Below are 25483 nucleotides of genomic sequence, written 5' to 3'. Positions count from 1 at the left end.
CAGGAGCACGGCAGCGATGCCGAAGCGCCGCAATCTCCTGCCGCCCTCACGCATGTTGCCGTCTCCTTAGGTTACGCCGGCGGCGGCACCGAGATTTTCACCGACGGCCGCTCCAGCATCTTCTGATGGAACGCGTCGAGCTTCGGAAACGCCTTGCGCCAGCCGCAATCGGCGAAACGGAAATCGGCGTAGCCGAGCACGCAGACGAGGCCGATCTGCACGATGTCGAACGGCCGCGACAATACGTCGGGCTTGTTCTCGAACCGCGCCATCCCGGTCCACGCCCGGTTCCAGTGGTCGTCGGACCAGGCTTTCCACCGCAATTCCTGCGGACGCACCATGCCCTCGTAGCGGCACAGCAGCATGGCATCGAGCATTCCCTGCAGCAGGGAATGATCCGACTTGACCTGCCAGCGCGTCGGGCCTGAGGCCGGGATCAGCTTGCCGCCGCCGGCAAGCTCGTCGAGATATTCAACGATGACGTAGGAATCGAGAATGACGTCGCCATTGTCCAGGATCAGCACCGGCAGCTTCTTCAGCGGCGTGATCTTCGAATATTCCTCGTTGGCCGTGCCGGGCGCCACCGTCGCCGAAATGAACTCGATCTTGTCGATCAGCCCGGTCTCGATCGCGGCGATGCGGACCTTGCGGGCGAATGGCGAGGCGGGAGAGAAGCTGAGTTTCATGCTTTGAGATCCTCTTTGTTCCTATTCTCCGTCATGGCCGGGCTTGTCCCGGCCATCCACGTCTTACTTTTCAGCCACAGCGCTAAGACGTGGATGCCCGGCACAAGGCCGGGCATGACGACGAGTGTGTAACGCGCGCTCCCAGCCTCACGCCTCGATGACTTGCTGCCGTTGTTCGCCGAGGCCCTCGATGCCGAGGGTGACGACGTCGCCGACGTTGAGGAATTGCGGCGGCTTCATGCCGGCGCCGACGCCGGGGGGCGTGCCGGTCGTGATGATGTCGCCGGGCAGCAGCGTGAGGAAGGTCGAGACATAGGCGATGCACTTGGCCATGGTGAAGATCATGGTCGAGGTCGATCCGGTCTGGCAGCGCTTGCCGTTGACGTCGAGCCACATCGACAGCTTCTGCACGTCGGCGATTTCATCCTTGGTCACCAGCCACGGGCCGACCGGGCCGAACGTGTCGTGCGACTTGCCCTTGGTCCATTGGCCGCCGCGCTCCTGCTGGAAGTAACGCTCGGAGACGTCGTTGCAGACGCAGTAGCCGGCGACGTGATTGAGCGCGTCGGCCTCGCTGACATATTTGGCGCGGGTGCCGATGATGGCGGCGATCTCGACTTCCCAGTCGAGCTTCTTGGACTCGCGCGGCTTTTCGATCGCGTCGTTCGGGCCGCTCAGCGAGGTGTTCGCCTTCAAGAAGAAGATCGGCTCGGGCGGGATCGGATTGCCGGTTTCCTTGGCGTGATCGACATAGTTGAGGCCGATCGCGACGAATTTGGAGATGCCGGTGACCGGCGCACCAAAGCGCGGCTTGCCGTCGACGGCGGGAAGTTTTGAGGGATCCAATGCGGCAAGCTTGGCCAGCGAAGCGGGCGCATAGGCCTCGCCGTCGAGGTCTTTCACATGCGCGGAAAGATCGCGCAGCTGGCCGGATTTATCGATCAGGCCGGGCTTTTCCTGGCCAAGCGCGCCGTAACGAACAAGCTTCATTGTACTGCTCCCTCAGGGGTTTATTTACTTGGAATGCTTCATGGAACAGCGGGCGGGGAAATTCAACCACGGAAGCGTCCCGCATTGCAGGTCTCTTAATTCGTAGGGTTCACCCCAGCGCGATGAACTTGAACGCATCCCCCTCGCGCTTGATATGGCCGGCATTGAAGTGCCCGCCGATCACGAGCGTCGGGGTGTCGGCAAAACGTCCGAACAGCTCGCGCCGCGTCACGGCCGACTGTTTGGGGTCGGAATCCGCGGTTGACGACCAGTCGAGATGGGCCATCTGGCAGGGATGATGGGCGACGTCGCCGGTGAGCAGCCCCTCCTGGCCGTCGGACTTGATGTGGATGCTCATATGGCCGGGGCTGTGGCCGGGCGTCGGGATCAGGGTGATCTCGTCCGAAAGCCTGGCGTCGCTGGCCACGAGGTCGGCCTTGCCGGCATCCGCGATCGGTTTGACGGAATCATTGAACACGGCCAGATGGGCCGGCTCCTCGCTGTGGTCGCGCCAGTGCTCGAACTCGCCTCTGCCGAACACGTAGCGGGCGTTGGCAAAGGTCGGCACCCACTGGCCGCCGACCAGCCTGGTGTTCCAGCCGACATGGTCGACATGCAGGTGCGTGCACAGCACCGTATCGATGCTGTCAGGCGCAAAGCCTGCGGCCGTCAATGTGTCGAGGAACGGGTCCTGGCGGTTGTTCCAGGTCGGTACGTTGCGGCCCTGCTTGTCGTTTCCCAATCCGGTGTCGACGATGATCCGCCGCGATGGCGTCTCCACCAGCAGCGAGTGAATCGACATCTTGAGCCGGCCCTCTTCGTTGGCGAAATGCGGGATCAGCCAGGGCAGCTTCTGGATCTCTTCGTTGGTCGCGAGCGGCAGGATGAAGCGGGTGCTGCCGACGGTCTCGAGCTCGACTACCTTGGTGATCTTGACCTTGCCTACAGTCCAGTGCATCCGGCGCTTCCCTTATGATTTGGCGTTCTTCACCGCGCGCAATCGACAATGACGGTGCCGAGCTTGTCGCCCTTTTCCACCGCCAGATGCGCCTGCGCGGTGTCCGCGAGCGCAAATTCGCCGGCCACATTGTGAATGCGCTTGCCCGCCGTGAGCCATTTTGTGATGTCGGCCTGGGCTGCGGCCAGCAGCGGCGGCGGCAGTGCGAACAGCACCAGCGCGCGCAGTGCGATGCATTTCTCCATCAGGTCACGCATCGGGACCAGCGGCGTGCGATTGCCGTTGGTGGCGTAAACCGCGATGGTCGAATTCATTGCCATCAATTTCAGCGTGATGGCGATGTTGCCGCCAAAATCGACGTCGACCACGCGGTCGACGCCGCGCCCGCCGGTGAAGGCCAGCACTTTGGCGATGACGTCATCATTGCGGTAGTTGATGACGAGATCGGCGCCGGCAAGCCGCGCCTGTTCGGCCTTCGTTTCCGAACTGACGGTCGCGATCACTTTTGCGCCGCCCCATTTTGCAAGTTGCACGGCGTAGTGGCCGACCGCGCCGGCGCCGCCGGTGACCAGCACGGTTTTTCCCGCAATCGGACCATCGCAGAACAGGCAGCACCACGCCGTCATCCCGGGAATTCCGAGCGTGGCGCCCGCGGCGTAGGAAAGACTGTCCGGCAGTGGCGTCACCAGATGCTCGGCGAGTGCGATGTATTCCGCCGCGGTGCCGAAGGCGCGGCCGTTGCGCTGGCCGTTGAACAGCCAGACGCGCTGGCCGACCCTCAATTGCGTGACGTCTTCGCCGACCTGGTCGACGATCCCGGCGCCATCGCTGTTGGGGATCACGCGCGGATATTCCATCGCGCGATAGCTGCCGCTGCGGCGGCCGACATCGGCGGGATTGACGCCGGACGCCTTCAGCCGCACCCGGACTTCGCCCGGGCCGGCCTCTGGTGTCGGCATCTCGCCATAGGTCAGCACCTCGGGCGCGGGGCCCGTTCGATCGTACCAGACCGCTTTCATCCAGCGCCCCTTACACTACAGCGTGCCCGGGAACGCACCGCCGTCGAGCAGGATGTTCTGGCCGGTGATGAAGCCGGCCTTGGCGCTGCACAGGAACGCGCAGGCCTCGCCGAATTCCTCGGGGGTGCCGAAGCGCCCGGCGGGATTGAGCTTGGCACGCTCCGCCAGCACCTGCTCGACGTCGATCTTGCGCTTCTCGGCTTCGCCCTTGGCGGTGCCGCGCAGGCGGTCGGTGTCGAAGGGACCCGGCAACAGGCCGTTGATGGTCACGTTGTTGATCACGGTCTTGCGCGAGATACCGGCGATAAAGCCGGTGAGCCCGGCGCGGGCGCCGTTGGAAAGGCCCAATATGTCGATCGGCGATTTCACCGCGGCCGAGGTGATGTTGACGATGCGGCCGAACTTGCGCGCCATCATGCCGTCCACGGTGGCCTTGATCAGTTCGATCGGCGTCAGCATGTTGGCGTCGACAGCCTTGATCCAGTCGTCGCGGGTCCAGTTGCGGAAATCGCCGGGCGGCGGGCCGCCGGCATTGTTGATCAGGATGTCCGGATCGGGACAGGCTTTGAGCACGTCCGCGCGTCCCTGCGGCGTGGTGATGTCGCCGGCGACTTCCGTCACCGTGACGCCGGGATGCGCCTTGCGGATTTCATCGGCGGTCTTTTTCAGCGCCTCGGCGCCGCGCGCCGTCAAGGTGACGTGCACGCCTTCATTGGCCAGTTGCATCGCGCAGGCGCGTCCCAAACCCTTGCTGGAGGCACATACGATGGCGCGTCGGCCTTTGATCCCAAGATCCACTGTCTCACTCCCGTTATGTCAGGTGATTTTCTAGATTTCGATAGCGACACTGTAGCCAATCGCGACGGCCATGATAAGTGGCTCGTCGCTGCGCGAAATGCATATCAGTCGGTCATTGCCTGCCAAATTCGCTGCTCTCGCTTCAGCCGGTCGATGGTCAGCCCGGATGAGCCAACGGGTCGCGCGAATGCACGCCCGATGACAGGCCCCGCGACATCCGGTAATCCTTCTACCTGCTACTGCACACCGGCTGAAAGATGGAACAGAAACAAATGACCCCGTCAGGCCCTGCACGGGAGTCGATTGGGCAACTTCTTTCCCGGTTAGGCGTATTCCTTGTGACCGCAGCTATCGTTGCAGTGGCAATGGAAACCGCTTGGCGCGATTGGACGGTGTTTGCGCTCGGTTGGGCCGCAGTATATTTTATGGGCGGAGCGAGATGGTTTCCTTGGGGGACACCAATTCGAAAGGCGTTCTCGATCGGCGTATTTGTGGGGACGTCACTGCCGACGATCGAATGGGTCTACAAACTGTATCACTGATCTCCCGAAACTATGGCTGCGTAGCGAGATGGCGGGTTAAAGAGAACCCGCCCTACGAACTGGCGTTAGCCAGGGGGTGGGGAGTTCGCGCGGGTGTTGCCGACGCATGGTGCTGACCGCGCTCTGATGGTTGGACAAGAAAGCGCCTCCGCCTGGGAGTACCTCCTAATGGCAGGCACCCGATCTACCGTTTGTTCGCGACCATTGGCATGATGCAAGCCTATGCGCCGTGAGGTAGAGACCATGCCCAACGATCGCCTCGTGCAACCACCGCCAATCCTTCACATCCGTAAAATCGGCATCGTCGGAACCGCAATCCTGCTGCTCGGGCCTATGGCCGCTTTTACAGCTCTTGGAGCAGGATCGCGCATCTCTGAAGGTTTCGAACCATTCGAGAAATCAGCGAGTGAGCGTGTCGCTCAGGCGTTCGAAGACGTCAGGGACATCGCATCCATCTCTGACGAGCTGAAGACTGCGCTGGCGTCGCTGAGCCAGAGCGTTCAGAGCGCACAGAAGCCGCCGGTCAAGGCTGAAGGCAATGATTGACCTGATCTGACTTCAGAGCTTCTACGATGAGAGGCAGCAAGATTATCGCCTCTTGATATACTGGTCGCGGCTTCCGTGATGCGCCTGCAAAAACTCACTTTTGATGATTGGCTGGAACACTCATTTGGACGCGAAGTTCGCCTTCAGCAAGCGCCTTGGTACTTCGATCCGGACCAGGATTGGTGGGATCCGCCACCTATGGAAGCCGTGTCCTATCTCACTCGACTGTTTGAAGATCCCGAGCCGGCATTACAGGGATTTGCTGACAGCCAAATTGCACAGGGCTTAACCTACCTCGTGAATACGAGCGCAAGCGGCGATAACAGATGGCTTTGTTCAACTGATGTGCCGGTCAGAAATCGTGTCCGCTGCGTTAAGTCTGTAGCTTCACTATTTACGAAACTGTTCGAGCCACGGTGCTCTCCCAGTTTATCCCACTTAAGCGAAGCCGCTGCCGGAACGCTAAACTGTGTTTGCTATATGTGGTGGGATACGTTTCCGAGTTTGGCTCTTGCTGGCGATCCGGACCTGCCAACTGTCCAGAATTGCGCGCTGCGTACCATGGAGCGCATCCTTCACCTCGACTCGATCGCCTGTCAGGAGAGCGCTCTGCACGGGCTGGGACACTGGCAGCGAGACCACAACGAGGCGGTGACGCAAATCATAGACCGCTTTTGCGAGGCGCATTCCAGGGCCGACCCCCGGCTTTTGCTCTATGCTCGATCGGCGCGCTGCGGATGCGTGCTGTGACGTTGAGGAGTGATTGTCGCGCCGAAGGCCGAGTGTCGCCATCGTGTTTCAAACACTGTTTCAAACACTCATTTTCATCAAACTGCATCTGAGAGTCTAAAAGCGAACCGACACCTTAAAGCCCGTTGGTAATCTTGATGGTACGCAACTGGGGATGGCGGGACGCATCGTGTTGGAAGTGTTGATTACCAAGCGAAGCTCGACCAAGTGGGAATGGCGGGTCTGTGACCGCTATGGGGCCACGATTATCGGCGGGTTTGAGAGCACCAGACCGGCGGCCAAGTACCGGGGTAATCGGGCGCTATTTCTTGTGTTGTCTACGCGCTGGATAAGGTGATGCTCCGAAGCGGAGGCGGACATCAAAGAGGCCGTCGATAATCTAAAATGCGTCCTCAGTCATCCAACTCCGTAGGGCGGGTTCTCTTTAACCCGTCGCTCCGTGCGAGATGGCGGGTTAAAGAGAACCCGCCCTACGGGAGCTTCTTCAAAGGGAAACGACTGTGTCGGGCGAACGCAATCTTGCAACATTGTTGCAGAACATGAAGCCGGAAATGCACGACGGCGTCTTCGTGTTTTGCAGCATCCCGGCAGACAAGGAGATTCCCGCCACGCTCAGGCCGGTGCACCTGTTCCGTGAACGGGAAGGAACCACTCTCGTGATGCGGCGTGAGGAGGCCGAAAGCGCAGGTTTGCCGTATCAGTTCGCATCGCGCCTGATCACGCTGACCGTTCATTCCTCGCTGGAAGCGGTGGGCTTTCTGGCCGCAATCACCGGCCGGCTCGCGGAAGCCGGCATCAGCGTGAATGCCGTGTCGGCTTATTACCATGATCATCTGTTCGTGCCCGAGCACAGAGCCGATGAAGCGCTGCAGCTTCTGCAGGAGATGTCCAAGTCGGATTCGGCTGCGTAGGGCGGGTTCTCTTTAACCCGCTATCTCGCAAGGATGGGCAATGCGAACTGCGTCGGCTCGCGCGCAAGCGCAATCACGCGATCCGCGTGCGACAAAACAACCCGTCGGGCAAATCAGTTCCGATTTACGGAAATCGTGTCAAGTAGAAAATTTCCGTAAATCAAAAATATTTTCTGTAGTCGGCCGACCCAAATCAGTGCGCATCTATCGCCATCCCGCCCTGGTCAGAAGGGCGTCGGCCGTCGTCACGGACGTTGGGTGGGTTGCGGTGGACGCTGGTTTACGCTGAGACGACGGCGTGGATAAGCGTACGGCAAAACCGTGTGGTCCTGGCGCCCGTTGCAGGCGTCAAGTTGCCGGAGAAGCGTGAGCTGAACCGGCAGCGACGGAGTCAACCAAGAACTCGTCTCCGGGGAGATCACGGCATAAGCCGTAAAGCCATTGCGCAGGGAAGGCCGGGTGTTCTCCGCTGCCCTGTATGCTCGTGTGCATTTTGTTTTGTGCAAACCGCACACGGGACCGCGGGTGCAGCGCGCACCCGGTCTTCCCTGCGCCCTCTGTTTGAAGAGGGCGGGAAGTTTCCAGCAAAGCTCGGGCGCCATGCGTCGCGAGATCGCGAAGCTGCGTTTGGGATAACAGTGCAACAACAAACACCGCCGTCGTCCCGGGCTTGACCCGGGACCCATAATCCGCGGCCTATCGGTGAAAACGCTGGCGTTAGAGACCTTCTACAACAATGAGCATCACGCGGTATGGGTCCCCCGATGCGCAATTGCGCATCTGAGCTCAAGGCCGGGACGACGAATGGTGGTGGCTGCCCGCGGATGACGACGACAGATCACCCCGCCCGCATCTCCGCCTTGATCATATCGGCCGCCTTCTCGCCGATCATGATCGTCGGCGCATTGGTGTTGCCGCCGATCTGGGTCGGCATCACGGAAGCGTCGACGATGCGCAGGCCTTCCATGCCGTACACTTTCAGCCTGGGATCGACCACCGCCATCGGGTCGCCAACGCCCATCCTGGCGGTGCCGACCGGGTGGTAGACGGTGTCGACACGCTCGCGCAGCAGCTTGCGGATGTCGTCGTCGGTGCGCACGCCCGCGGTGAACATGTCCTGTTTCTGCAGCGCGCGCAGCGCCGGGGTGTCCAGCAACCGGTTTGCGATTTTGTAGCCGCCGACCATGGTTTCGAGATCGTCGGGGTGGCCGAGGAAATTCGGATCGATCAACGGCGGCGCAAAAGGATCGGCGCTGGCGAGCGCGACTTGGCCGCGGCTCTTCGGCCGCAGTTGGCAGACGTGGAGGGAGAAGCCCGTGCCCTTGTGCCGTTTGCGGCCGTGATCGTCGGTCAGCGCCATGCCGAAATGCAATTGCACATCGGGCACCTCGAGGTCGGGCCGGGTTTTCAGGAAGCCGCCGCATTCGGCGAAATTCGAGGTCATCGGCCCGCGGCGCTCGCGCCGGTACTGGCGGATACCGCGCAGCAACCGTGGCAGTGCCTTCAGCGAGAGGCCATTAAAATTCGGATTGTCGGACAGGTAGCCGAACACGAAGTCAGGATGGTCCTGCAAGTTCTGTCCGACGCCGGGCAAATGATGCACGCTTGCGATGCCGTGCTTGCCAAGCGCCGCGCTGTCGCCGAGGCCGGACAGCATCAGCAGCTGCGGGGTCTGGAACGCGCCGGAGGCGACGATCACCTCGCGCCGGGCGCGAAGCTGCTTCAACTCCTTGCCCTGGCGGTATTCGACGCCGACCGCGCGCTTGCCCTCGAACAGAATGCGCGTGGCTTGCGCGGTGGTCTCGACGCGCAGGTTGGCGCGGCTATTCATATGCGGATGGATATAGGCGCGCGCCGCGCTCCAGCGTTCGCCGTTCTTCTGTGTGACCTGGTAGATGCCGAGGCCTTCATGCTCCTCGGCGTTGAAATCCTCGCGGATCCGGAATTGGCCTTCCTGCGCCGCCTGCAGGAAGATCTGCTGCACCGGGTTTTCGGTGCGCAGTTTGTTGACGGCGAGCGGGCCGCCCTTGCCGTGATATTCGCCGTCGAAATCGGCGTTGTTTTCCGCGCGCTTGAAATAGGGCAGCACGTCGGAGAACGACCAGCCGGCGTTGCCGAGCGAGGCCCATTGGTCGTAGTCGCTGCGGTGGCCGCGGATATAGACCATGGCGTTGATCGCGGACGAGCCGCCGAGCCCTTTGCCGCGCGGCTGATAGCCGATGCGGCCGTTGAGGCCGGCCTGCGGCACGGTGTTGAAGGCCCAATTGTTGATCTTGCCGGTCACCATCAGCGCCAGCGCGAACGGCGTGGTGACCACCCAATTGTCGTTGTTGCCTCCGGCATCCAGCAGCGCCACCGACGTCTGCGGGTCCTCCGAAAGCCGTCCCGCCACCGTGCAGCCGCCGGAGCCGCCGCCCACCACCACGAAGTCGAAGGTATCCGTCACGCGCCGCCCCCAATAATGAAGTTTTTGTGGACTTTTGTTGCGCCAAAGTTCCGCTTTTGCGCCTTTAATGGCAAGGGCGGCTTCCCGAGGCCGTTTCGTGCCGTTTTTGGCGTCACAAAAACCTCAAAAACCGCACCATGGGCCTTTCCAAAGCAGGCTTGCGTTGATACATACCCCTCGCACCCAGGGGCATTGCCCGGGTTGCCTTCTCAGGAAGCCTCTGGCCGGGATCGATCGACGCCCAAAAGCGTTGGCCGCGTTCGCTTCGGGTTCGGTTTTTGGGAAGGCGCGCAACGGTTTAACGCGGGGTGGAGCAGCCCGGTAGCTCGTCAGGCTCATAACCTGAAGGTCATAGGTTCAAATCCTATCCCCGCAACCAAGATCGCCCTTCCAGGTCATCGACCTGGAAGGGTTTTTCTTTGGGGCACCGATCCCGGCCATCAGGCCATTCCCGTGCGGGCGAATCGCGCGGCGTCAAATCGGTGGCAGCGATACGCAGGCGATTCGCGGAATCGTCTCAAGGCGCTCCTGCTGCGCTACCGCAGCGTGCAAACTCTCAACCAGCGACTGATTTGCGCAAGCCAATCTCCGTAGGCCTCATGCTTTGACAGTCCGTCCAACTCGATCGCCCATGAGTGAAGCAATGCGCTGCCTAAATCTTCCGATGACAGACGACTCTTTCACCACGAAACCTGTGCACGAACAGGTTAGCATCACGCGGGGCCGCTTGGTGGGAGTGGTGCGCATGAGTAATGAACGAATCTTTCCAAGACGATATCAAGCCGGTGCCTCTCAACCCTGTACCCTCATCGGACTGACGGTAGAGGAGACGAGTGAGTTCGAACGGCTGGATCAGCTTTCGCTTGATAACCCCTCATGCGATGGCGCGTGGAGCTTTGATGACGAACCAACAACGCCCGAAGAGAAGCGCTGGCTGGAGCTTTATCGCAAGCACGAAACCGGCTGGAATGCGTGGCTCGCAGCGGAAGGTCAGTCGAAAGCCACAGTTCCTCCCCGCTGATTGCATGGGTCAAATGCGCTGTCGTCAGATCCGGCACACTCCATCACATGCATTTTATTTTCTGTGAGCCGGAACCGCATGCCTGTCTCTTTCTTGTCGTATCTATGCGCAATACAGCCCGCCTAACAAAGTGGAATAGCAGATGAGTTCACCAATGCGATGTGATGACGAACAGGATTTTTCCGTCGGTGAACACCTTGGACGTGAAATTCAGCTGCAGGATTCCTCCCTCCGCAATATCTACGAGACGCGTCTGCAACTCGCCCAGCAGCTCGAGGAGAATCTGGCCTTGCGCCGGGCGATATCGCTTCGACAACGGCAAGCGCTGGCGCCTCTGGAGCCCGGCAGGCTCCGCGCAAACGGGCGAATGCGTTAGGGCATCGTTTCGATCGTCGCTGTCGCTTGAAAAGTCGGGGGGCGCGATTCCGCATCCGGTTGCGAGGTGCATGCCGACAGGTCCGGTCACATGGACGCCAAACCCTGTAGCGCTTCTTGGCGCATATCGGTCGCGCACGCCTAGATGCTGGTCCCGGGCCACTGGTATTCAAAAGGCCCCGATCGGGATGATGTCGAGCCCGATACCGATTTGCCCCGGCTTCAGCTAGTCCAGGGGTTGCAGCATTAAAAGAGGCAACCAGCGGATGTTGTAGCGGGCAAATTTATCCTCCAAATTGCCTCCTGCGCAAAACTTTTTTGGTGCGACCCCGTTTTTCCCATAATCAAATGTGGTAATTTTGCGGAGTATTGAATGGGAATACACACCTGAGCGAACAAATAAGTCGCCAGAAAAAATATTGCAGGGAGAAGAAATGAAGCTTCGCAAATTCAATCTCTCGTCATTTTCCATGGATGAGTTGTGGGCGCTCCATGAGCAGGTCGGCAATATCCTGGCCGAAAAAATAACGAGTGAAAAACGTGAGCTGGAGCAACGCCTTGCGAAGCTCAACAGCGGCATCATGGCGAAAATCAAACGGCCGGATCGGCAAGTTGCGGAACGGCGAGCCGTTCGCCGAAAATATCCTCCAGTGCTTCCCAAATTCCAGAATCCATCAGACCCGTCCGAAACGTGGGCCGGCCGAGGCAAGCAGCCGCGCTGGATGGTCTTGCAGCTCAAGGCCGGCAAGAAGATGAATGATTTTCTGATTGATCGCGTCAAGCGCAAGCGCGCGAGCACCCGGTAGACCGCAGAAGTTCGGGCCCAACGCACGTTCGCAGCCGCGGATGTCATTCAGCGCGCCGCAAATCGACCGGCCCATACGCTGCGCCTGCCGCGCAGGGGTAACTGCGTCGAGCGCGCAGCGAGTGGGCGCGAAACGAGCCGGCTGAACGCTGGAAATCATCTTCCCGCCTCGCCGGTCGACGGCCTAGCCGGCCAGTGCCACCTCGGCCAGTTCGAGCCATTCGGTTGCCATCTCGCGCAGCATCCGGCGCGATTGTTCATCGGTCGTCGTGGCGGCCAGCTGCAGGCAGTGATTGGCAAAATCCACATATCTGTCGCTCAGGGATGCCTGCTGCATGATCGATCCGCGAATATCAGAAAGTTTTGTCCGTCGAGGAGAAGGCTAACGGACGAAGATGCCATATCGCGAGAGTCATCTTGCTCCCGACATTTAAATAGATATTACTCCGATCAAATTTTAAAATTCAACTGCCCAAATCACATTTGGATTAGGAATCAGATTTTATTTGATCGCCGAGCCGATCGACATTTACTGAACACAGTGCGCCACTAGAGGGTGTGCCACGAGCTGTTCAAGTTCAGCACCTCATTCTCAATTCTCCAAACAAAAAGAGCGCGCCAAAATGCTGCAGCGGCCGGAAAGAATCCCGTTTGTTGTCAGGGCCAAAGAGAAGTTTTTCACGGGAGGATTCCTCGGGCTGATACTGCTGGTGATGGCGGTGTGGATGTACTTCCTGGGCTCCATCTTCTTGAACCTGGTGACCTGGCTTCTTTCCTGACCGACAGGCAGGATGCCGGGCCCGGTGGATTCGGATTCGGTCGAATCGCTTTCCAGGGGCGGCACGCGCGCGAGCGGCAGGCATGTCAAATATCAACTATCAAAGTATCGGTGCCGCAAGACGGGCTGCGCGGGCGATCGGAGTTATGGGAGCGTGAATGGCGGACATTTTCCTGGCTAAGCTGTGGGACGGTGCGGTCGCGTCCTTTGTTCGCTCAGACGGTGAGCTCTTGATCGTCCGCGTCGAAGGCCATGAACGAAAAATTTCGCGGGAGGTATGGCGAAAGCTCCCCGAGCAGCAGGATCGCGTCCATCAGCGCGAGCACGGGCATCGACGGCATGGACCGGCAGATCCTGGCTGGCGCAGATCCGAGCAATGATCGAGGGGTGCCTTGAGCGGCATCGATGCTTGCCGCGATCGTGCGAGCCGGAACCCCAGATCAACGACATTTGAAGGGAAGACGCCTGATGCCCCACAGAGCTGTCTCCGAAATTAAATCATTGTTAACCAGGTTCGAGTGACCTAGGGCATTATGCTGCCGTGGCGGCGCCAACGGGACGGGCATTAAATGATGTTTCAGCTGCTCTCGCGGACTCGCGCGCAAAGGCATGCAGGCGATCGATCGGGCGACCAGGCTTTCAGGGTTCGGTCGGCCGGACGTGATCTCGACACCGACCGGTTACGGGTGAGCTCCATTCTGGGCGCGTTGGATACTTCCATTCGCGAGGCGGAGCAGGAGCAATCGGGGCTAAGCCGGCGCGTCGAAGACGTCCTGGCCCGTGCTGCGGTGACATTCGGAAATGGCACCGACGAATACCTTGAGCGCGACGCACTCGACAGCCACCACCAGACCTTGTTCGGCAACGAGATCTCCAACGGACAGCGCCGGCTTCAGGAACTTGCGACAACGATAGCCCATTTCAAGTTCTTGAAGGCTGCGTTGCTTAGCCGGTTTCCGGACTTCAAGCCCCCCACGTAAGCGGGCGCCGGCCGCTGCGCCGTTTCGGGGATCGCCTGCTGCCTGGATCAGTATCAGTCTCTGCCCCAAGGCCACCGGCTCTGATTCGAGGCTGTACGCCTTGCCAAGCGCCATTGATCGCGCGGATCGGCGGCAAGGAACCTCGCGCCGGGCTCGTTCTGGAGCGGCCTTCAGGCAAGGCGCCGCCTGCAATCCCGGGCGCCGCCTGCAATCCAAGGCGTTTACAGGAACGCGAAGGTCTGACGCGCCTCGATGACAGCACAAATGATCATGCCCCAAAGGGCGAAATTGATCTCGATCCCAACTCGCATAGGACATCCTCCCGTTTTTTTTGCCGCCCGATAGCCGTGGCTTCGCGCGTGATTATTTTAATCGTAGTTGAAGTACGGTCAGCTTCCCAGCCTGAGTTCTGGGCAATCCGCAGTTTCCTGACAGGGGCCGCCGCCTCGGACGGCATGGAGCCGGCGCCAACCCAGCCCATCTCCTTAGGCGCCGTGCGAACGTCGCTCGCGTTTCGGTGGCCGGCAAAGGTCAGCGACGTGGCGCGCCGGAAAATTTACACGAAATCATGGAACCCGGCGGCCTCCGGAAACCTCGCTTATGCCGATTTTAACAAGGGAAGGCGGGGGCAGCTCTCAGGTGCCCGGCCGAGGAGAGCGAAGGAAAACAGGACAAGGGCGCGCGCGAAGCACTTCCTCGCACGCCCCGCAGTGCAATGCTCAGACGGCCAGCAGGCTGGAACCCTGAATCGAGAGCAGGGTCAAATTGCCGGTCGCGTAGGCGCCCGTATCTATGTTGGCGCGGTTTGCCAAAATCTCTGCACTGCGAACCGGCGTATGACCATGAACAATATATTTGCTGAACCGCTTCTTATGCTGCAGAAAATCCTCTCGGATCCAAAGCAGGTCTTCCTCCCGCTGCTCAGCCAGCCGGATGCCCGGCCGAACACCTGCATGAACAAAAAAGAAATCGCCGCAAGAGAAGTTCAGGCGCAAGCGCCCCAGAAAGTCGCGATGGCGCGCCGGCATGACCTCGGCTAGCTCTCTCATCAATGCATGCTGCTCATCGCCGTCTGGATTTACCGACGGCGAGAGTCCGTAGGACATCAATGTTTCCAGTCCGCCGACCTGAAACCAATTCTCCATGCGGCCGGGATCGCGAAAGACGTCGTCAAGAAAGGCTTCGTGATTGCCCTTCAGGAAGACCGCGTTTCCGCGATGCGAACGTTCAATCAGGAGGTCGAGCGTTGAGCGCGAATCCGGACCGCGGTCGATGTAATCGCCCATGAAAACTTCTATCGCGTGACGTGGCCTGCTGTGTGCAACGTCGGCGTCGATGACCCGGAGCATTTGTTCAAGTAGATGTGCGCAGCCGTGAATGTCGCTGATGGCGTATATGCGAACCCCGTCCGGCAACCTTGGCTTCGCCAACGGCTTCGCATGGCGCAGTGCTGACAACATCGGGATAATATACTCTCAAAGGCGTTCCGGGCCCGAGGCCACGCGAATCCTCACCTTGGCATTAATCGCCTGGGAAGAATATATACGATCCTGGCGCCGTTTTGGCAGGACGCCATACGGGTTATTGTCAGGGTGTTCGACGCAAGCCGCCCAACGTCGTAGCCTGACGGCGACGCTCCGGATCAGGTCGTAGTCCGGCAGACGCGCGTTGTGTGGTGGATTGCAATCGGCCCCTAGTGAGGATCAGGACTTCCGGACAACAACAACCCCGGCGGCGGCATGGGGCACGGTCCGGTCGGCACGGGGAGCCATTACGAAGGACCTCAGCAGCGCTGTGCATGCGTATCCAACCTGCAGAAGCGCTGCGAAAACTGCTATCGCTGAAATTGCCTGGAGCAGGGTCTGGCCCTGGGTCATCGAAATCGCCGCTAGTGAAATTGACCCAACGAAAAGAATGGGCACCAGAACCAGAAACCGGAATCGAATTCCAAGCACCAATCCAATCAACGCACTGCAAATGGCCAGCGTGGTCACACCACCTACTCCATACAAACTACAGTGTTTTCTAACGTCGGCCTCCCTAAAATTGGCTTAATTTAGCCATTGAAATTGCTTGAAATTCTGATCCCAAGCCGGTTGCCAGGGGTGCGCGCCGATGGGCACTCAGCGCAGTAAATTTTCTGGATCGGGTTGAACCGATCAACGTTGCGCATTTAATTTCCAGCGTCGCTTCCTTCGAGACCGTTTGTTTCGTGTAAGTGTTGCGTTTGCAGGACAATCCAGGATTTTGCGCCCACCGCCAGGAAATCGGGCAGACTCATCAAATCGAAGGGGCAGGTTTGACCCGCTTCCATGGTTAATTTAAAGCCTTCGCTGTCGGGAATTAAATACCGGAAAAAGAAAGTGCTCAGCTCATGCGCGTTGTTGTTGTGGGAACGGGATACGTTGGATTGGTTTCGGGTGCCTGTTTCGCCGACTTTGGACACCACGTCACCTGCGTGGACAAGGACGAGGCCAAGATCGCATCGCTACAGCGCGGCGAAATTCCGATATTCGAGCCCGACCTTGACCGCGTTGTCCAAACCAATGCGCGCGAAGGCCGGCTCGTCTTCACGACCGACCTTGCGGGACCGGTAGGCGAAGCCGACGTTGTCTTTATCGCGGTCGGAACGCCGTCGCGGCGCGGCGATGGTCATGCGGATCTCAGCTATGTTTATGCGGCGTCGCGTGAAATTGCGAAATCCGTCCGGGGCTTTACCGTCATCGTCACGAAATCGACCGTCCCGGTGGGCACAGGCGACGAGGTCGAGCGAATCATCGAGCAGGTGAATCCGGCGGCCGATGTCGCCGTCGCATCGAACCCGGAGTTTCTGCGCGAAGGCGCGGCCGTGCGTGACTTCAAGCATCCGGACCGCATCGTCGTGGGCACTGAAAATCCACGCGCGCGCAAGGTGATCGGCGAGATCTACCGGCCGCTTTATTTGAACCAGGCGCCGATCATGTACACCGGGCGCCGTACCGCCGAACTCATCAAGTATGCGGCCAATGCATTTCTGGCTACCAAGATCACCTTCATCAACGAAATCGCCGATCTCGCGGAAAAGGTCGGCGCGGACGTTCAGGAGATTGCCCGCGGCATAGGCCTGGACAATCGCATCGGATCGAAATTCCTTCATGCCGGTCCTGGTTACGGTGGCTCGTGTTTTCCCAAGGACACCCGTGCGCTGATCAAGACTGCGCAGGACTACGACGTTCCGCTAAGGATTCTGGAAGCGGTGAATTCGGTCAACGACACCCGCAAACGCGCCATGGCGCGCAAAGTGGCCGCGCCGTTCGGCGGCAACCTTCGCGGAAAAACAGTTGCTGTCCTCGGCTTGACCTTCAAGCCCAATACCGACGACATGAGAGAGGCCCCCTCGATCCCGCTGATTACGGCGCTCCGCGACTTGGGCGCGACGGTTCGGGCGTTTGATCCGGTGGGCATGGAACAGGCCCGATTGGAGATGCCTGACATCGAGTATCACGAGAATGCCTACAGCTGCGCCGAGGGTGCCGACGCATTGGTCATCGTGACCGAGTGGGAGCAATTTCGAGCCCTCGATCTCGATCGGCTAAAGCAGGAGATGGCGGCTCCGGTCGTGATCGATCTGCGAAACGTATACAACCCGGACGATCTGACCGGCAGGGGATTCCTGTACCAGAGCGTCGGGCGCCAAACGAAAGCCGCGGGCTAGAGCCTTTTCCGTTCCGAAAGAATCGGAACGGGGCTCTATTTGTTGTTTTGACGCGTTTTCTTCACGCGAACCGGAATCCGCCCCACGGACCAAGTCCGAGGGCATGCTTCGCGGGAAAACGCTCTGCATCAACGCCATGCTAATGTCAGCCTGAAGCCAACTACCGCGTCTGAATCCAGGTACTGCTCTCGTGGAGAAACCAGTGTCCCAACGCCCTGCCATTCTTGTGACCGGAGGAGCCGGTTATATCGGCGCGCACTGCTGCAAGGCTTTGTCTGAGGCCGGCTACGTCCCTGTATGCTTCGATAACCTGTCGACCGGTCACCGCAGCTTCGTGAAGTGGGGTCCTTTTGTCGAGGGCGACGTCAGTGACACGCCGCGAGTAGCCGAAGCGATAGCGTCCCACGACGTCGTCGCCGTGATGCATTTTGCTGCATTCAGCCAGGTGGGTGAATCCGTCACCGCGCCCCAGAAATACTATCTGAACAATGTATGCGGGACATTGTCGCTGTTGAAAGCGATGCTCGAGCAGAAATGCCGCCGCCTGGTTTTTTCGAGTACCGGAGCCGTCTACGGCAATGCGGGTCGCGATCCGATCAGTGAGGGCGCCGCCGGCGTTGCCGTGAACCCTTACGGCGTTTCGAAATGGATGATCGAGCAAATCCTGGCGGATTATCGCGCCGCCTATGGCATGAATTCGTTCTGCCTGCGCTATTTCAACGCCTGTGGCGCGGAAGTGTCGGGATCAATCGGCGAGCTTCGTGATCCGGAAACCCATCTCATTCCCCGCGCGATGATGACCCTGCAAGGTCATGTCAGCGACTTTGCGATTTTCGGGGATGATTATGAGACTCCGGATGGTACGGCGATACGCGACTACATTCACGTGGTGGATCTGGCTGCAGCGCATGTTCGTGCCCTCGATGCCCTGCTGAACGGCTCTCCGGGCGGTCGCTACAATCTCGGTACGGGTTCTGGATTCTCGGTGCGCCAGGTGCTGGCGGCCATCGAGCGCGAAACAGGCCTTAACCTTCCACTGGTGACAAAGCCGCGTCGGCCCGGTGATCCGCCCATTCTGGTCGCCGATCCGTCGGCAGCTCGCGCCGATCTCGATTTTCGTCCCGCTTGCTCGGATCTGGCAACGGTTGTGAGGTCCTCGTGGGCGTGGCATCAATTGGCCCATCCCCGCATTGATGCCGAAACGCGATCTCGATAAACGCACGAAGGGCGTGCTGCGACGGCGCCACATAATTATCAGGATTATGACGCGACACCGGAATTATGACGCGGTGGGAAAAAATTGCCCTGTTTTTGACGGTCCGTTGCGCATGTGGCGCGCATATTGAATATTTAAATAGCACGGACTGATCATTTAATTGCCGCATTGACGCAATGCAAAAATACATTTGATTTTTTGGGTGCGGTGCCACACTCTCGCTTCGATTGGTTAGCACTCTCTCAAGGCGTTGTCGGAAATCTCTCCACGAGATTTAATCGGGATCGCTCGTTGCCTCCGGTTATTTAAATCAGAACATTCGGTGGTTGCAGCGATTTCGACGGTTGCAGTGATGGAAGTGACGAGGGCCTGAGATGTCTGCAACAACATATGGTTCCGAAGACGTCTCTGCGACGATCGCGAGCCGTGGCGCATCCCTGCAGCGCCCCTTCCAGGTTTTTCTCATCAGTGGCGATTTTCTGCTGATCCTGGTGAGCTATCTGGTGGCGGGTGTCGTCTATCGCCAGTTCATGGGGACGCCGGCCGATCAGGAAGTTCCGATTGGCGCGGGTCTGATCGTCAGTGTTGCGTTCGTCGCCATCGCTTTTTTCCAGCGCGTCTACGACAGCCATCGTCTGTTCAACGGAATGTGGCAGGCGCGCAAGGTTGTATTCGTCTGGATGATGTCGCTGGCGATTCTGGCTCTCATCGCCTTTCTTCTGAAATCGACGACGAGCCTTTCGCGCGGTACGACCATCGTGTTCGCAATTACCGGGCTTGTCAGCCTGGGTGCGCACCGGGCGGCCTGGCGCATTGGCCTGGCGTCTTCGCTTGCAAAGGGTCACTTGATTGACCGCAGGGTCGTGCTGCTCAGCCTGAAACCGCTCGATTTTACTTCGAACCGCTTCAAGGACTTGCGCAAGAACGGCTTCGACGTCGTGCGTCATTTCGTGTTGAACGCGACGCAGGATGACGTGGCCCTCGATGCCGAAATTTTGAACATCATTCGGCAGTCGCGCGCGACGAATGCCGAGGAGTTTCTTCTGGCAATCGACTGGAACGAACTGCCGATGCTTCAGAAGCTGAGTCAGCGACTGCGCCAGGTTCCGCAGCCGATTCGGCTGTTGCCTGATTTCCCGATCGCAGATCTGGTTTCGCGGCCGTTCATGCCCGTCAGTGGAACGATGGCGATCGAAATTCAGCGGCCGCCGCTCTCGATATTCGAACGGGCGCAGAAGCGGTGTCTGGACATCGGGCTCGCATCGATTGCCCTTTTAATGTTGGCGCCACTGTTGATCATCTCAGCGGTTTTGATCAAACTCGATTCAGAGGGCAGCATCATCTTCCGGCAGTCCCGTCGCGGCTTCAACGGAAAGCCTTTCGAGATCTGGAAATTTCGCAGCATGAGCGTTGCGGAGAACGGCCACACCGTTACCCAGGCGACCAAGCAGGACAGGCGGGTGACCCGGGTTGGCCGCTTCCTCCGAAAAACCAGCATCGATGAATTGCCGCAGCTCTGGAACGTGCTGCGCGGGGAAATGTCGCTGGTCGGTCCGCGACCGCATGCGCTGGCCCATGACAATTATTACGACCAGGTGATCAGCAACTATGTGTATCGCCATCATATGAAGCCAGGCTTGACGGGCTGGGCGCAGGTCAACGGCTTCCGCGGCGAAACGCCGACCATCGACCTGATGGAAAAGCGCGTCGAGTATGACGTCTGGTACGTCAGCAACTGGAGCATTTGGCTGGATATGCGGATCATCATCCGAACCGCGATGGTCATGATGTATCAGGATGCCTATTGAGCCGCGACGGGGGGCGTCCCGCGCTCGGCTGATCCCGGGACTTTGCCTTTCGGGGCTCCTGGTCTAAGATTTTCCGATGCTGTTAGCATCATGCAGGGTCCTGATTGCGGCACTCGTCCTTGGCGGCGTTTTTCCGCCTGATGTCATGGCGCAGGCCGGGCCGGAGTCGGAACAGCCCAGCGAGCCCAGAATGTCTCGCGAGCAGTGGCTTGCCGATATTGAGGCCGCCCGCCAGCGCATCGAAGAAAGAAGGCGTGAAGGGCGGAGTTTTGCCCAGCCCACGCCATCCGATGTGGACGTCGCCCGCGAAGCATTCCAAAGAATTCTGGAGGATGACAGTTTACGCGCCGGCGACATCGTCGCCACGAGCCGCGGCCTGCTGATGTTCAAGGGCCAGTCGTCCAATGAGCGAAGCCTCAACGATTTCGCACCGCTCGCATGGGGTGCCGCAAAGCCGTAGCCCGTCGTTTCACGGTCGCCGTGCATCGATGGCTGGCGCGGGACCCGCTGGATAGCAACGGTGGCGGATCTGCAATCCGCTCTCGGACACGAAATGAAGAAATACCAGCCGCTCGGTTTCCGCAGCGGCACAGGTGCGGTCGAGCAGTTTCGTTTGGGCACTGGCGGTTGCCCCTTGATAGAGTATGGCTGCGCTTGGATATAGCCGGGCTTGAAAAATGTCCTCGAAATCCTGTGCGACCGCGTCCTGCAGGGCGGGTGGCAGGGCGTTGAAGCTCCGCAGCGCCAATGGAGCGCGAATGAGCTGGAGCCAGGCCTCGTGGGGCGCCTGGCGATAGGACTGGTTGAGAAGCGCCACCGCGCGCGGCCCGAAACCCTCCTGGCGGATGCTGGACCAGTACATCCCTAGCCAGCCAAGCGATTCGGTGGGGGCGCATGCAATCAGCGCCTTGCTCTGGGAGTTGACGCCGGCGGTGTCGGCGTCGGCCTGCTGCGGATTGGCGCTACGCACCGTTTCATCGGCTAGTCCGATCTGCAGGAGCAGCAACTCGCGCAGCGTCTTCGAATTGCATTGCCGCTCGGCGGCCGGGAGGTTTGCCGCAATCATTCCCCGCAGGAGGGCGGGGTCGTATTTCTCGCCGCGTGCGAGGCGGCTGGCAACGAGCGGAACCGCGGGATCGCCAATGTCGGAAATTACCCGCGCCGCCCAAACCAGTGCGCCGGCGGCGAGAATGATATTGGCGCCCAGCATGAGCCGGCGGTGGAGGCGGCAGGATGGCCGAGCCGGCAGTGCCGCCTCAGGCGCCTTCGACATAGTAGCTATTGTAGTGGGAGCCCTTATAGGCCTCGATACGCTTGAGCATCTTGGGGTTTGCCCGGTTTAGAACCGCCCCGAGAAGCTTCTTCTGGATGGCCTCCGAGCTGGCCAGCGATTCCTGCAACGCGCTGCGCGTCGTCCGGCCCCACTCGATGACATAGACCATCGCATCAAGGAGGTGGCTGATCGCCTTTGCGTCGGTCACAGGCATCACCGGCGCGAGATCGATGATGATGTAGTCGTAATTGTTGCGCACCGTCGCCAGCATATCCGTCATCGCCTTGGAGGCCATCACGTCAGCCGAATTGACCATGCGCGCGACGACGAAGGACGGAAGGAAATCCAGCCCGGTTTCCTTGCTGCGCTTGATGTGCTGACCCAGCGACTGGGGATCTCTCAGCGCTTCCAGCAAGCCGGTCTTGGCGTTCGGTGCCAGTTCGCGCGTCAGCGAGCGGGTGTGCAGGTCGCCATCGATCAGCAGGGTACGGTGACCGGTCAAGGCGATCAGGTGGCCAAAATTGGCGGCAACCGTGGTCTTTCCCTCCTTCGGCAACGAAGAGACGATGCCGATCACGCGGACGTCGCGGGTCAACCGGGCGACGTCGATGGAAACCTTGATGTTCCGCAAGGTTTCAGCGTAGCGCGAAAACGGGTGGTCAACGACATAATGGGAGAGGGAATCGTCCTTGCCCTTCGCTGCAGAACTATCGACCGGCAGCAGCAGGCGCGCCTTTTTCCCAACCGGCTTCTGCGGACGTAAATCGGGGAGCACGCCGAGGCATTTCACGCCGAGCTCGTCCTCGACCTCGCTGGGAGACCGCAGAACGTCACTCATCAGTTCTTTCGAGAAGGCCGCGCCGAATCCGAAGCAGAGCCCGCCGACCAGGCCGCCGACCAGGGCCAGCAGGGTTTTGGGCGAGCTCTTCTTGTCGGGCTTGACCGCCGTGCCGATGATGCGCGCTTCGCTGATCGGGAAGCTCTGGTTTTGCGTCGCGTGTTGAAGCTTCTCGAGGAAGTTGTTGTACAGGTTGCGATAGGTATCGGCGGCACTTTCGAGATCACGCAGCCTTACCTGCGCCTGACCGGTGTTGCCGGCCTGGGCGACCAGACCTTTCATGTTTTCCTCAAGCGAGGCTTCGCGGCTCTTGGCGATGGCGTAATCGCTTCGGTAGGCGTCGGCGATACGGCGGACCTCGTCGGCAATCGCCTTGCGCAGCTCTTCCATGCGGTTGTTGAGATTGATCGACGCCTGATGGGTCTTGCCGTAGCGCGCCGACCAATCGGCATACTGGCCCGCCAGATCGAGATATTGGGCGCGAAGTCTGGTGATGACCGAATTGTTGAGCGCGTCGGTGACGGTCGGCTGAGCCAGATCCTTGTCCGAAATCGCATCGATACGGTCGAGACGAGCCTTGGCTTCGGCCGTGGCGGCGCGGGCCTGAATGAGCTGGGTATTGACGTCCGATAGCTGCTGCTCGGTCATCAAGCCGCGGCTGGTGCCCACGATGTTGTTTTCTGTCTTGAAGGTCTGGACGGCGCGGTCGCTCGCGGTCGCCTGTTCGCGCAGTTCGGCGCTGCGCTGTTGCAGCCACGCGCCGGCCCGCTTGGTCGACTGGTATTTCGCCTCGAGCGCGCCAACGATGTAGGCGTCGGCGATCGCATTCGCGATTCGCGCGGCCTTGTCCGCATTCTTGGAACGGTAGTTGAGGGACAGAACATAGGTCGTGAGCACGCGTTCGACCTTGAGATTCTTTTGCACCGCCTCGACGGCTGCGCGCTCGATCCGCTCCTTGGAGGGCGGCCCGTCAGACCCGAACAGGGAAAGCGTCTTGCCGATAATGATCGCCACTATTCCGGGATCGGATCCGTTGAATTCGGGGTCCTCCGTCAATCGCAGGCGTCGAACGATCGACTGGATCAGGTCCTCCGAGCCGATGATCTCGACCTGGCTGTCGACAAATCCGGTGTCGATCAGGTTGCTGTTGATAGCGGTATCCTTGTCGAGCACCTGGGTCTGGCGCGTATCCATCAGGATACGGGCATTCGCCGTATACATCGGCGTCGACACCAGCAGATAGATGACGACAAGCGCCAACGTACCGGCGACAACCGAGGCGATGAGCGGCCATTGCCGGCGCACGATATCGACGGCACGCTCGACGCTCAGCGTCGTGCTGCCAATCTCGATGCCGTACTTCTTGAGCGCCTGGAACTGGTCTCTGGGTTGATACATCTGCAAGCTCAATTGTAGCGGGATTGGCTGAGCGGGACCGGTATCTTGGCAAACGGATCTGATATCTCGGTGTTCCATTCACCTGTCAGCAGACCGGAACCAGTATTGCCTGGCTTCGCAGCCTCAGTCGGTGCCGCCGCGCCCGACTGTTCGGACTCGGCCGAGTAGCCGATCAAGACCGCGCGGTCTCCCAGTTTGCGCACGAAATCATTGATCTTCCGAGACGCTTCAGGCTTGGTCGTGAGACAGCGTGACTCCGCTCTGTAAAGACCTGAGCCGATTGCCACGCGATCCTTGTCCGATGATTGGTTCACCAGCTTTTCCACGGCAGGCAGCAGTGACGGATCGGTGATCAGGTATCCGCTGAGGCGTCCCGCCAGTTTTTCCTTGTCGTTACGCAACTGTTGCAACAGCGTTCCGGGCGAGGCGCTGAACGCCTGCAGGGCCAGCGGGGGGACGCGCTCAGCCAGCGCGACGCATTGCGCATGGCATGGTGCCGCGATCACCAGGAGCAGCGCTATGCCTGCCAGTTGCCTAAACCCAGCCACAAGAGTCTGTCGTCGAATCAAGGACATACCGTTCATTCGTGTACCGCTGACTGATGGGGAAATACGGTTTAATCGCCGGTTCAGGCGTTTAATCACATGCAGGCATTTAATCACCTGTTCAAGGCAATGATGGCAAAGAACTGTGTCATCTTTTTGTGCAGTGCAAAAGAGTAATCCCCATGACTTTGGGGAACTAGCAAATTCCGGACCAGTGAAATGCGCCGTCCGTCCGGCGACCCACGGCGGCCCTCATCCAAAGCGGGCCTTGGCGGCCGCCGATGCCTGAGGGTGGCAATATTTTTGAGCTATTAATAAGAATATAATCAATAAAGCGTGCGTCTCACCCGAGGGTGAAACGAACTGCAACCCGCCCGTGGCTTGGAGCCATCGATGGTGGGTGCAGGCTCACGGGAGGGCAACCATGCCGTGAGTTATCAATAAATATTCACTGAAGCTGCGGCCTGACAGATGCAAGCCGGTTCGCCTGGAGGCGCTGGCCGTGGCTGCCGACGGCAACCCAAAACCGCGGATTGGCGCTCGACTGCATCGAAATCCACGTATAGCCCATGGCATTCCAGGGACGGACGTCGCGCGACAGGTTGTCGAGAACAACGTCGCCGTCGGGAAGCCGCGCGACCAGTACAAGATGCCCCTGACCGCCACTGGTCATGACGACCGCAAGGCGCAGGGCGCTCTGCGGCCAACCCATCGCAATCAATTGATGCCGTTTGGTGACTGCGTAGTCATTGCAGTCGCCGGCGGCCGGCGAGATCGTCCAGCGCGCGGCTATCGGATCCGTGGACTTGCGCAGCGGCGAGATCGCATCGTTAACCGAGGTGTTGACGTCGCGCAGGATTTCCATCGCGCGGTCGGCGGCCGGCAACGCCTGCACGCCGGCTTCCGCATCGCATTCAGCGCGGTAGTTCATGCAGAACTTCACGAACTGGAGCGGCGCGAGCGTGTTGTCGAATTCCTCGATGAAGGCCGTCCGGTTGGTCCGCGACACGTCGGTCGAGGCGTCGGTTTCGGCCCTCGCGGCACCACCGGCAAATGCGATTGCGATCGCCAGCATCGGTGCAAATAGCAGTTTCATGTCGTCCCCC

The 25483-nt window shown here is 59.8% G+C and carries 26 protein-coding genes and 1 tRNA gene; 12 read left to right on the top strand and 15 right to left on the bottom strand.

The annotated features are described in order from the left end of the window. Nucleotides 1–71: 71 nt before the first annotated feature. From JQ609_RS19595 to JQ609_RS19575, 5 genes are all read right to left on the bottom strand, one after another. Nucleotides 72–686, bottom strand: a complete 615-nt coding sequence (locus tag JQ609_RS19595) for a glutathione S-transferase family protein (RefSeq protein WP_212274587.1) — start codon at nt 684–686, stop codon at nt 72–74. Between the two features lie 147 nt (nt 687–833). Next, complete coding sequence (locus tag JQ609_RS19590; protein ID WP_212274586.1) at nt 834–1676, bottom strand: fumarylacetoacetate hydrolase family protein; 843 nt, start codon at nt 1674–1676, stop codon at nt 834–836. Between the two features lie 109 nt (nt 1677–1785). Further along, nucleotides 1786–2634 carry an MBL fold metallo-hydrolase gene (locus tag JQ609_RS19585; protein WP_212274585.1) on the bottom strand — a complete coding sequence of 283 codons (849 nt, stop codon included), beginning with the start codon at nt 2632–2634 and terminating at the stop codon, nt 1786–1788. Nucleotides 2635–2663: 29 nt separating this feature from the next. Then, a complete protein-coding gene (locus tag JQ609_RS19580) occupies nt 2664–3653 on the bottom strand; it encodes an NADPH:quinone reductase (RefSeq protein ID WP_212274584.1) in 990 nt (329 codons plus the stop codon). A gap of 15 nt (nt 3654–3668) precedes the next feature. After that, nucleotides 3669–4451 (bottom strand): SDR family oxidoreductase, encoded by a 783-nt coding sequence (locus tag JQ609_RS19575; protein ID WP_212214066.1) that lies wholly within the window; start codon nt 4449–4451, stop codon nt 3669–3671. A gap of 785 nt (nt 4452–5236) precedes the next feature. Between JQ609_RS19575 and JQ609_RS19570 the strand changes: the two genes are divergently transcribed. The 3 genes from JQ609_RS19570 to JQ609_RS19560 all read left to right on the top strand — a co-directional run bounded on the left by JQ609_RS19570 (nt 5237) and on the right by JQ609_RS19560 (nt 7200). Further along, on the top strand, nt 5237–5539 hold the full coding sequence (locus tag JQ609_RS19570) for a hypothetical protein (RefSeq protein ID WP_212214068.1): 303 nt from the start codon (nt 5237–5239) through the stop codon (nt 5537–5539). Between the two features lie 78 nt (nt 5540–5617). Then, nucleotides 5618–6289: a hypothetical protein gene (locus tag JQ609_RS19565; RefSeq protein WP_212274583.1), complete on the top strand. Its 672-nt coding sequence runs from the start codon at nt 5618–5620 to the stop codon at nt 6287–6289. Nucleotides 6290–6789: 500 nt separating this feature from the next. Then, nucleotides 6790–7200: an ACT domain-containing protein gene (locus JQ609_RS19560; protein ID WP_212274582.1), complete on the top strand. Its 411-nt coding sequence runs from the start codon at nt 6790–6792 to the stop codon at nt 7198–7200. An 838-nt stretch (nt 7201–8038) separates the two neighbouring features. On the opposite strand, the gene JQ609_RS19555 is transcribed toward JQ609_RS19560, so the two are convergent. Further along, nucleotides 8039–9646, bottom strand: a complete 1608-nt coding sequence (locus JQ609_RS19555) for a GMC family oxidoreductase N-terminal domain-containing protein (RefSeq protein ID WP_212274581.1) — start codon at nt 9644–9646, stop codon at nt 8039–8041. Nucleotides 9647–9948: 302 nt separating this feature from the next. Here JQ609_RS19555 and JQ609_RS19550 point away from each other — a divergent pair. Both JQ609_RS19550 and JQ609_RS19545 read left to right on the top strand, forming a co-directional pair. Further along, nucleotides 9949–10025 (top strand) — tRNA-Met (locus JQ609_RS19550). A gap of 366 nt (nt 10026–10391) precedes the next feature. Further along, entirely contained in the window at nt 10392–10667 is a 276-nt protein-coding gene (locus JQ609_RS19545; protein WP_212274580.1) for a hypothetical protein, read from the top strand. 148 nt (nt 10668–10815) lie between these two features. Here the strand turns inward: JQ609_RS19545 and JQ609_RS19540 are convergent, their stop codons facing one another. Further along, on the bottom strand, nt 10816–11115 hold the full coding sequence (locus JQ609_RS19540) for a hypothetical protein (RefSeq protein WP_212274579.1): 300 nt from the start codon (nt 11113–11115) through the stop codon (nt 10816–10818). 361 nt (nt 11116–11476) lie between these two features. On the opposite strand from JQ609_RS19540, the gene JQ609_RS19535 reads away from it, so the two are divergent. Then, on the top strand, nt 11477–11848 hold the full coding sequence (locus JQ609_RS19535; RefSeq protein WP_212213746.1) for an H-NS family nucleoid-associated regulatory protein: 372 nt from the start codon (nt 11477–11479) through the stop codon (nt 11846–11848). Between the two features lie 183 nt (nt 11849–12031). On the opposite strand, the gene JQ609_RS19530 is transcribed toward JQ609_RS19535, so the two are convergent. Further along, a complete protein-coding gene (locus JQ609_RS19530; RefSeq protein ID WP_192738241.1) occupies nt 12032–12184 on the bottom strand; it encodes a hypothetical protein in 153 nt (50 codons plus the stop codon). 286 nt (nt 12185–12470) lie between these two features. Here JQ609_RS19530 and JQ609_RS19525 point away from each other — a divergent pair, with 286 nt between their 5' ends. After that, nucleotides 12471–12626: a hypothetical protein gene (locus JQ609_RS19525; RefSeq protein WP_192738240.1), complete on the top strand. Its 156-nt coding sequence runs from the start codon at nt 12471–12473 to the stop codon at nt 12624–12626. 214 nt (nt 12627–12840) lie between these two features. On the opposite strand, the gene JQ609_RS35595 is transcribed toward JQ609_RS19525, so the two are convergent. Next, nucleotides 12841–12966, bottom strand: a complete 126-nt coding sequence (locus JQ609_RS35595) for a hypothetical protein (protein WP_283813869.1) — start codon at nt 12964–12966, stop codon at nt 12841–12843. Nucleotides 12967–13197: 231 nt separating this feature from the next. Between JQ609_RS35595 and JQ609_RS19520 the strand changes: the two genes are divergently transcribed. Next, nucleotides 13198–13605 (top strand): hypothetical protein, encoded by a 408-nt coding sequence (locus tag JQ609_RS19520; protein ID WP_212274618.1) that lies wholly within the window; start codon nt 13198–13200, stop codon nt 13603–13605. Nucleotides 13606–14324: 719 nt separating this feature from the next. On the opposite strand, the gene JQ609_RS19515 is transcribed toward JQ609_RS19520, so the two are convergent. Together JQ609_RS19515 and JQ609_RS19510 are read right to left on the bottom strand one after the other, a co-directional pair. After that, a complete protein-coding gene (locus tag JQ609_RS19515; protein WP_212274578.1) occupies nt 14325–15065 on the bottom strand; it encodes a metallophosphoesterase family protein in 741 nt (246 codons plus the stop codon). Nucleotides 15066–15778: 713 nt separating this feature from the next. Then, nucleotides 15779–16051, bottom strand: a complete 273-nt coding sequence (locus tag JQ609_RS19510) for a hypothetical protein (protein ID WP_212274621.1) — start codon at nt 16049–16051, stop codon at nt 15779–15781. On the opposite strand from JQ609_RS19510, the gene JQ609_RS19505 reads away from it, so the two are divergent. The 4 genes from JQ609_RS19505 (at nt 15980) to JQ609_RS19490 (ending at nt 20783) form a co-directional block, all read left to right on the top strand. Then, entirely contained in the window at nt 15980–17299 is a 1320-nt protein-coding gene (locus tag JQ609_RS19505; RefSeq protein WP_212213738.1) for a UDP-glucose/GDP-mannose dehydrogenase family protein, read from the top strand. The two genes, JQ609_RS19510 and JQ609_RS19505, sit on opposite strands and share 72 nt — an antisense overlap. Before the next feature lie 202 nt (nt 17300–17501). After that, a complete protein-coding gene (galE, locus tag JQ609_RS19500) occupies nt 17502–18515 on the top strand; it encodes a UDP-glucose 4-epimerase GalE (protein ID WP_212213771.1) in 1014 nt (337 codons plus the stop codon). Nucleotides 18516–18889: 374 nt separating this feature from the next. Further along, nucleotides 18890–20323, top strand: a complete 1434-nt coding sequence (locus JQ609_RS19495; protein ID WP_212213735.1) for an undecaprenyl-phosphate glucose phosphotransferase — start codon at nt 18890–18892, stop codon at nt 20321–20323. A gap of 190 nt (nt 20324–20513) precedes the next feature. Beyond that, nucleotides 20514–20783 carry a hypothetical protein gene (locus tag JQ609_RS19490; RefSeq protein WP_212213732.1) on the top strand — a complete coding sequence of 90 codons (270 nt, stop codon included), beginning with the start codon at nt 20514–20516 and terminating at the stop codon, nt 20781–20783. Nucleotides 20784–20792: 9 nt separating this feature from the next. On the opposite strand, the gene JQ609_RS19485 is transcribed toward JQ609_RS19490, so the two are convergent. From JQ609_RS19485 to JQ609_RS19470, 4 genes are all read right to left on the bottom strand, one after another. Beyond that, a complete protein-coding gene (locus JQ609_RS19485; protein ID WP_212274577.1) occupies nt 20793–21596 on the bottom strand; it encodes a hypothetical protein in 804 nt (267 codons plus the stop codon). Beyond that, nucleotides 21580–23832 carry a polysaccharide biosynthesis tyrosine autokinase gene (locus JQ609_RS19480; protein WP_212274576.1) on the bottom strand — a complete coding sequence of 751 codons (2253 nt, stop codon included), beginning with the start codon at nt 23830–23832 and terminating at the stop codon, nt 21580–21582. Before JQ609_RS19480 ends, JQ609_RS19485 begins: the two co-directional genes overlap by 17 nt. An 8-nt stretch (nt 23833–23840) precedes the next feature. Beyond that, entirely contained in the window at nt 23841–24416 is a 576-nt protein-coding gene (locus JQ609_RS19475; RefSeq protein WP_212213716.1) for a hypothetical protein, read from the bottom strand. A gap of 409 nt (nt 24417–24825) precedes the next feature. Further along, nucleotides 24826–25473 (bottom strand): transglutaminase-like cysteine peptidase, encoded by a 648-nt coding sequence (locus tag JQ609_RS19470; protein ID WP_212213701.1) that lies wholly within the window; start codon nt 25471–25473, stop codon nt 24826–24828. Between the last annotated feature and the right edge of the window lie 10 nt (nt 25474–25483).

Source organism: Bradyrhizobium sp. AUGA SZCCT0169, from assembly GCF_018130085.1.
GTDB lineage: Bacteria > Pseudomonadota > Alphaproteobacteria > Rhizobiales > Xanthobacteraceae > Bradyrhizobium.
Note: the sequence above shows the minus strand (reverse complement) of the source record. Positions and strands in the feature narration are given on the sequence as shown.

What these genes read in the sequence shown, in the direction of transcription:
- JQ609_RS19570 (WP_212214068.1), top strand. Translation starts at nt 5,237, where the DNA reads ATGCCCAACGATCGCCTCGTGCAACCACCGCCAATCCTTCACATCCGT.
- JQ609_RS19480 (WP_212274576.1), bottom strand. Translation starts at nt 23,832, where the DNA reads ATGTATCAACCCAGAGACCAGTTCCAGGCGCTCAAGAAGTACGGCATC.
- JQ609_RS19540 (WP_212274579.1), bottom strand. Translation starts at nt 11,115, where the DNA reads ATGCACCTCGCAACCGGATGCGGAATCGCGCCCCCCGACTTTTCAAGC.
- JQ609_RS19595 (WP_212274587.1), bottom strand. Translation starts at nt 686, where the DNA reads ATGAAACTCAGCTTCTCTCCCGCCTCGCCATTCGCCCGCAAGGTCCGC.
- JQ609_RS19535 (WP_212213746.1), top strand. Translation starts at nt 11,477, where the DNA reads ATGAAGCTTCGCAAATTCAATCTCTCGTCATTTTCCATGGATGAGTTG.
- JQ609_RS19505 (WP_212213738.1), top strand. Translation starts at nt 15,980, where the DNA reads ATGCGCGTTGTTGTTGTGGGAACGGGATACGTTGGATTGGTTTCGGGT.
- JQ609_RS35595 (WP_283813869.1), bottom strand. Translation starts at nt 12,966, where the DNA reads ATGCCGTCGATGCCCGTGCTCGCGCTGATGGACGCGATCCTGCTGCTC.
- JQ609_RS19590 (WP_212274586.1), bottom strand. Translation starts at nt 1,676, where the DNA reads ATGAAGCTTGTTCGTTACGGCGCGCTTGGCCAGGAAAAGCCCGGCCTG.
- JQ609_RS19585 (WP_212274585.1), bottom strand. Translation starts at nt 2,634, where the DNA reads ATGCACTGGACTGTAGGCAAGGTCAAGATCACCAAGGTAGTCGAGCTC.
- JQ609_RS19545 (WP_212274580.1), top strand. Translation starts at nt 10,392, where the DNA reads ATGAGTAATGAACGAATCTTTCCAAGACGATATCAAGCCGGTGCCTCT.
- JQ609_RS19530 (WP_192738241.1), bottom strand. Translation starts at nt 12,184, where the DNA reads ATGCAGCAGGCATCCCTGAGCGACAGATATGTGGATTTTGCCAATCAC.
- JQ609_RS19520 (WP_212274618.1), top strand. Translation starts at nt 13,198, where the DNA reads ATGTTTCAGCTGCTCTCGCGGACTCGCGCGCAAAGGCATGCAGGCGAT.
- JQ609_RS19470 (WP_212213701.1), bottom strand. Translation starts at nt 25,473, where the DNA reads ATGAAACTGCTATTTGCACCGATGCTGGCGATCGCAATCGCATTTGCC.
- JQ609_RS19565 (WP_212274583.1), top strand. Translation starts at nt 5,618, where the DNA reads ATGCGCCTGCAAAAACTCACTTTTGATGATTGGCTGGAACACTCATTT.
- JQ609_RS19525 (WP_192738240.1), top strand. Translation starts at nt 12,471, where the DNA reads ATGCTGCAGCGGCCGGAAAGAATCCCGTTTGTTGTCAGGGCCAAAGAG.
- JQ609_RS19485 (WP_212274577.1), bottom strand. Translation starts at nt 21,596, where the DNA reads ATGTCGAAGGCGCCTGAGGCGGCACTGCCGGCTCGGCCATCCTGCCGC.
- JQ609_RS19495 (WP_212213735.1), top strand. Translation starts at nt 18,890, where the DNA reads ATGTCTGCAACAACATATGGTTCCGAAGACGTCTCTGCGACGATCGCG.
- JQ609_RS19490 (WP_212213732.1), top strand. Translation starts at nt 20,514, where the DNA reads ATGTCTCGCGAGCAGTGGCTTGCCGATATTGAGGCCGCCCGCCAGCGC.
- JQ609_RS19515 (WP_212274578.1), bottom strand. Translation starts at nt 15,065, where the DNA reads ATGTTGTCAGCACTGCGCCATGCGAAGCCGTTGGCGAAGCCAAGGTTG.
- JQ609_RS19580 (WP_212274584.1), bottom strand. Translation starts at nt 3,653, where the DNA reads ATGAAAGCGGTCTGGTACGATCGAACGGGCCCCGCGCCCGAGGTGCTG.
- JQ609_RS19475 (WP_212213716.1), bottom strand. Translation starts at nt 24,416, where the DNA reads ATGAACGGTATGTCCTTGATTCGACGACAGACTCTTGTGGCTGGGTTT.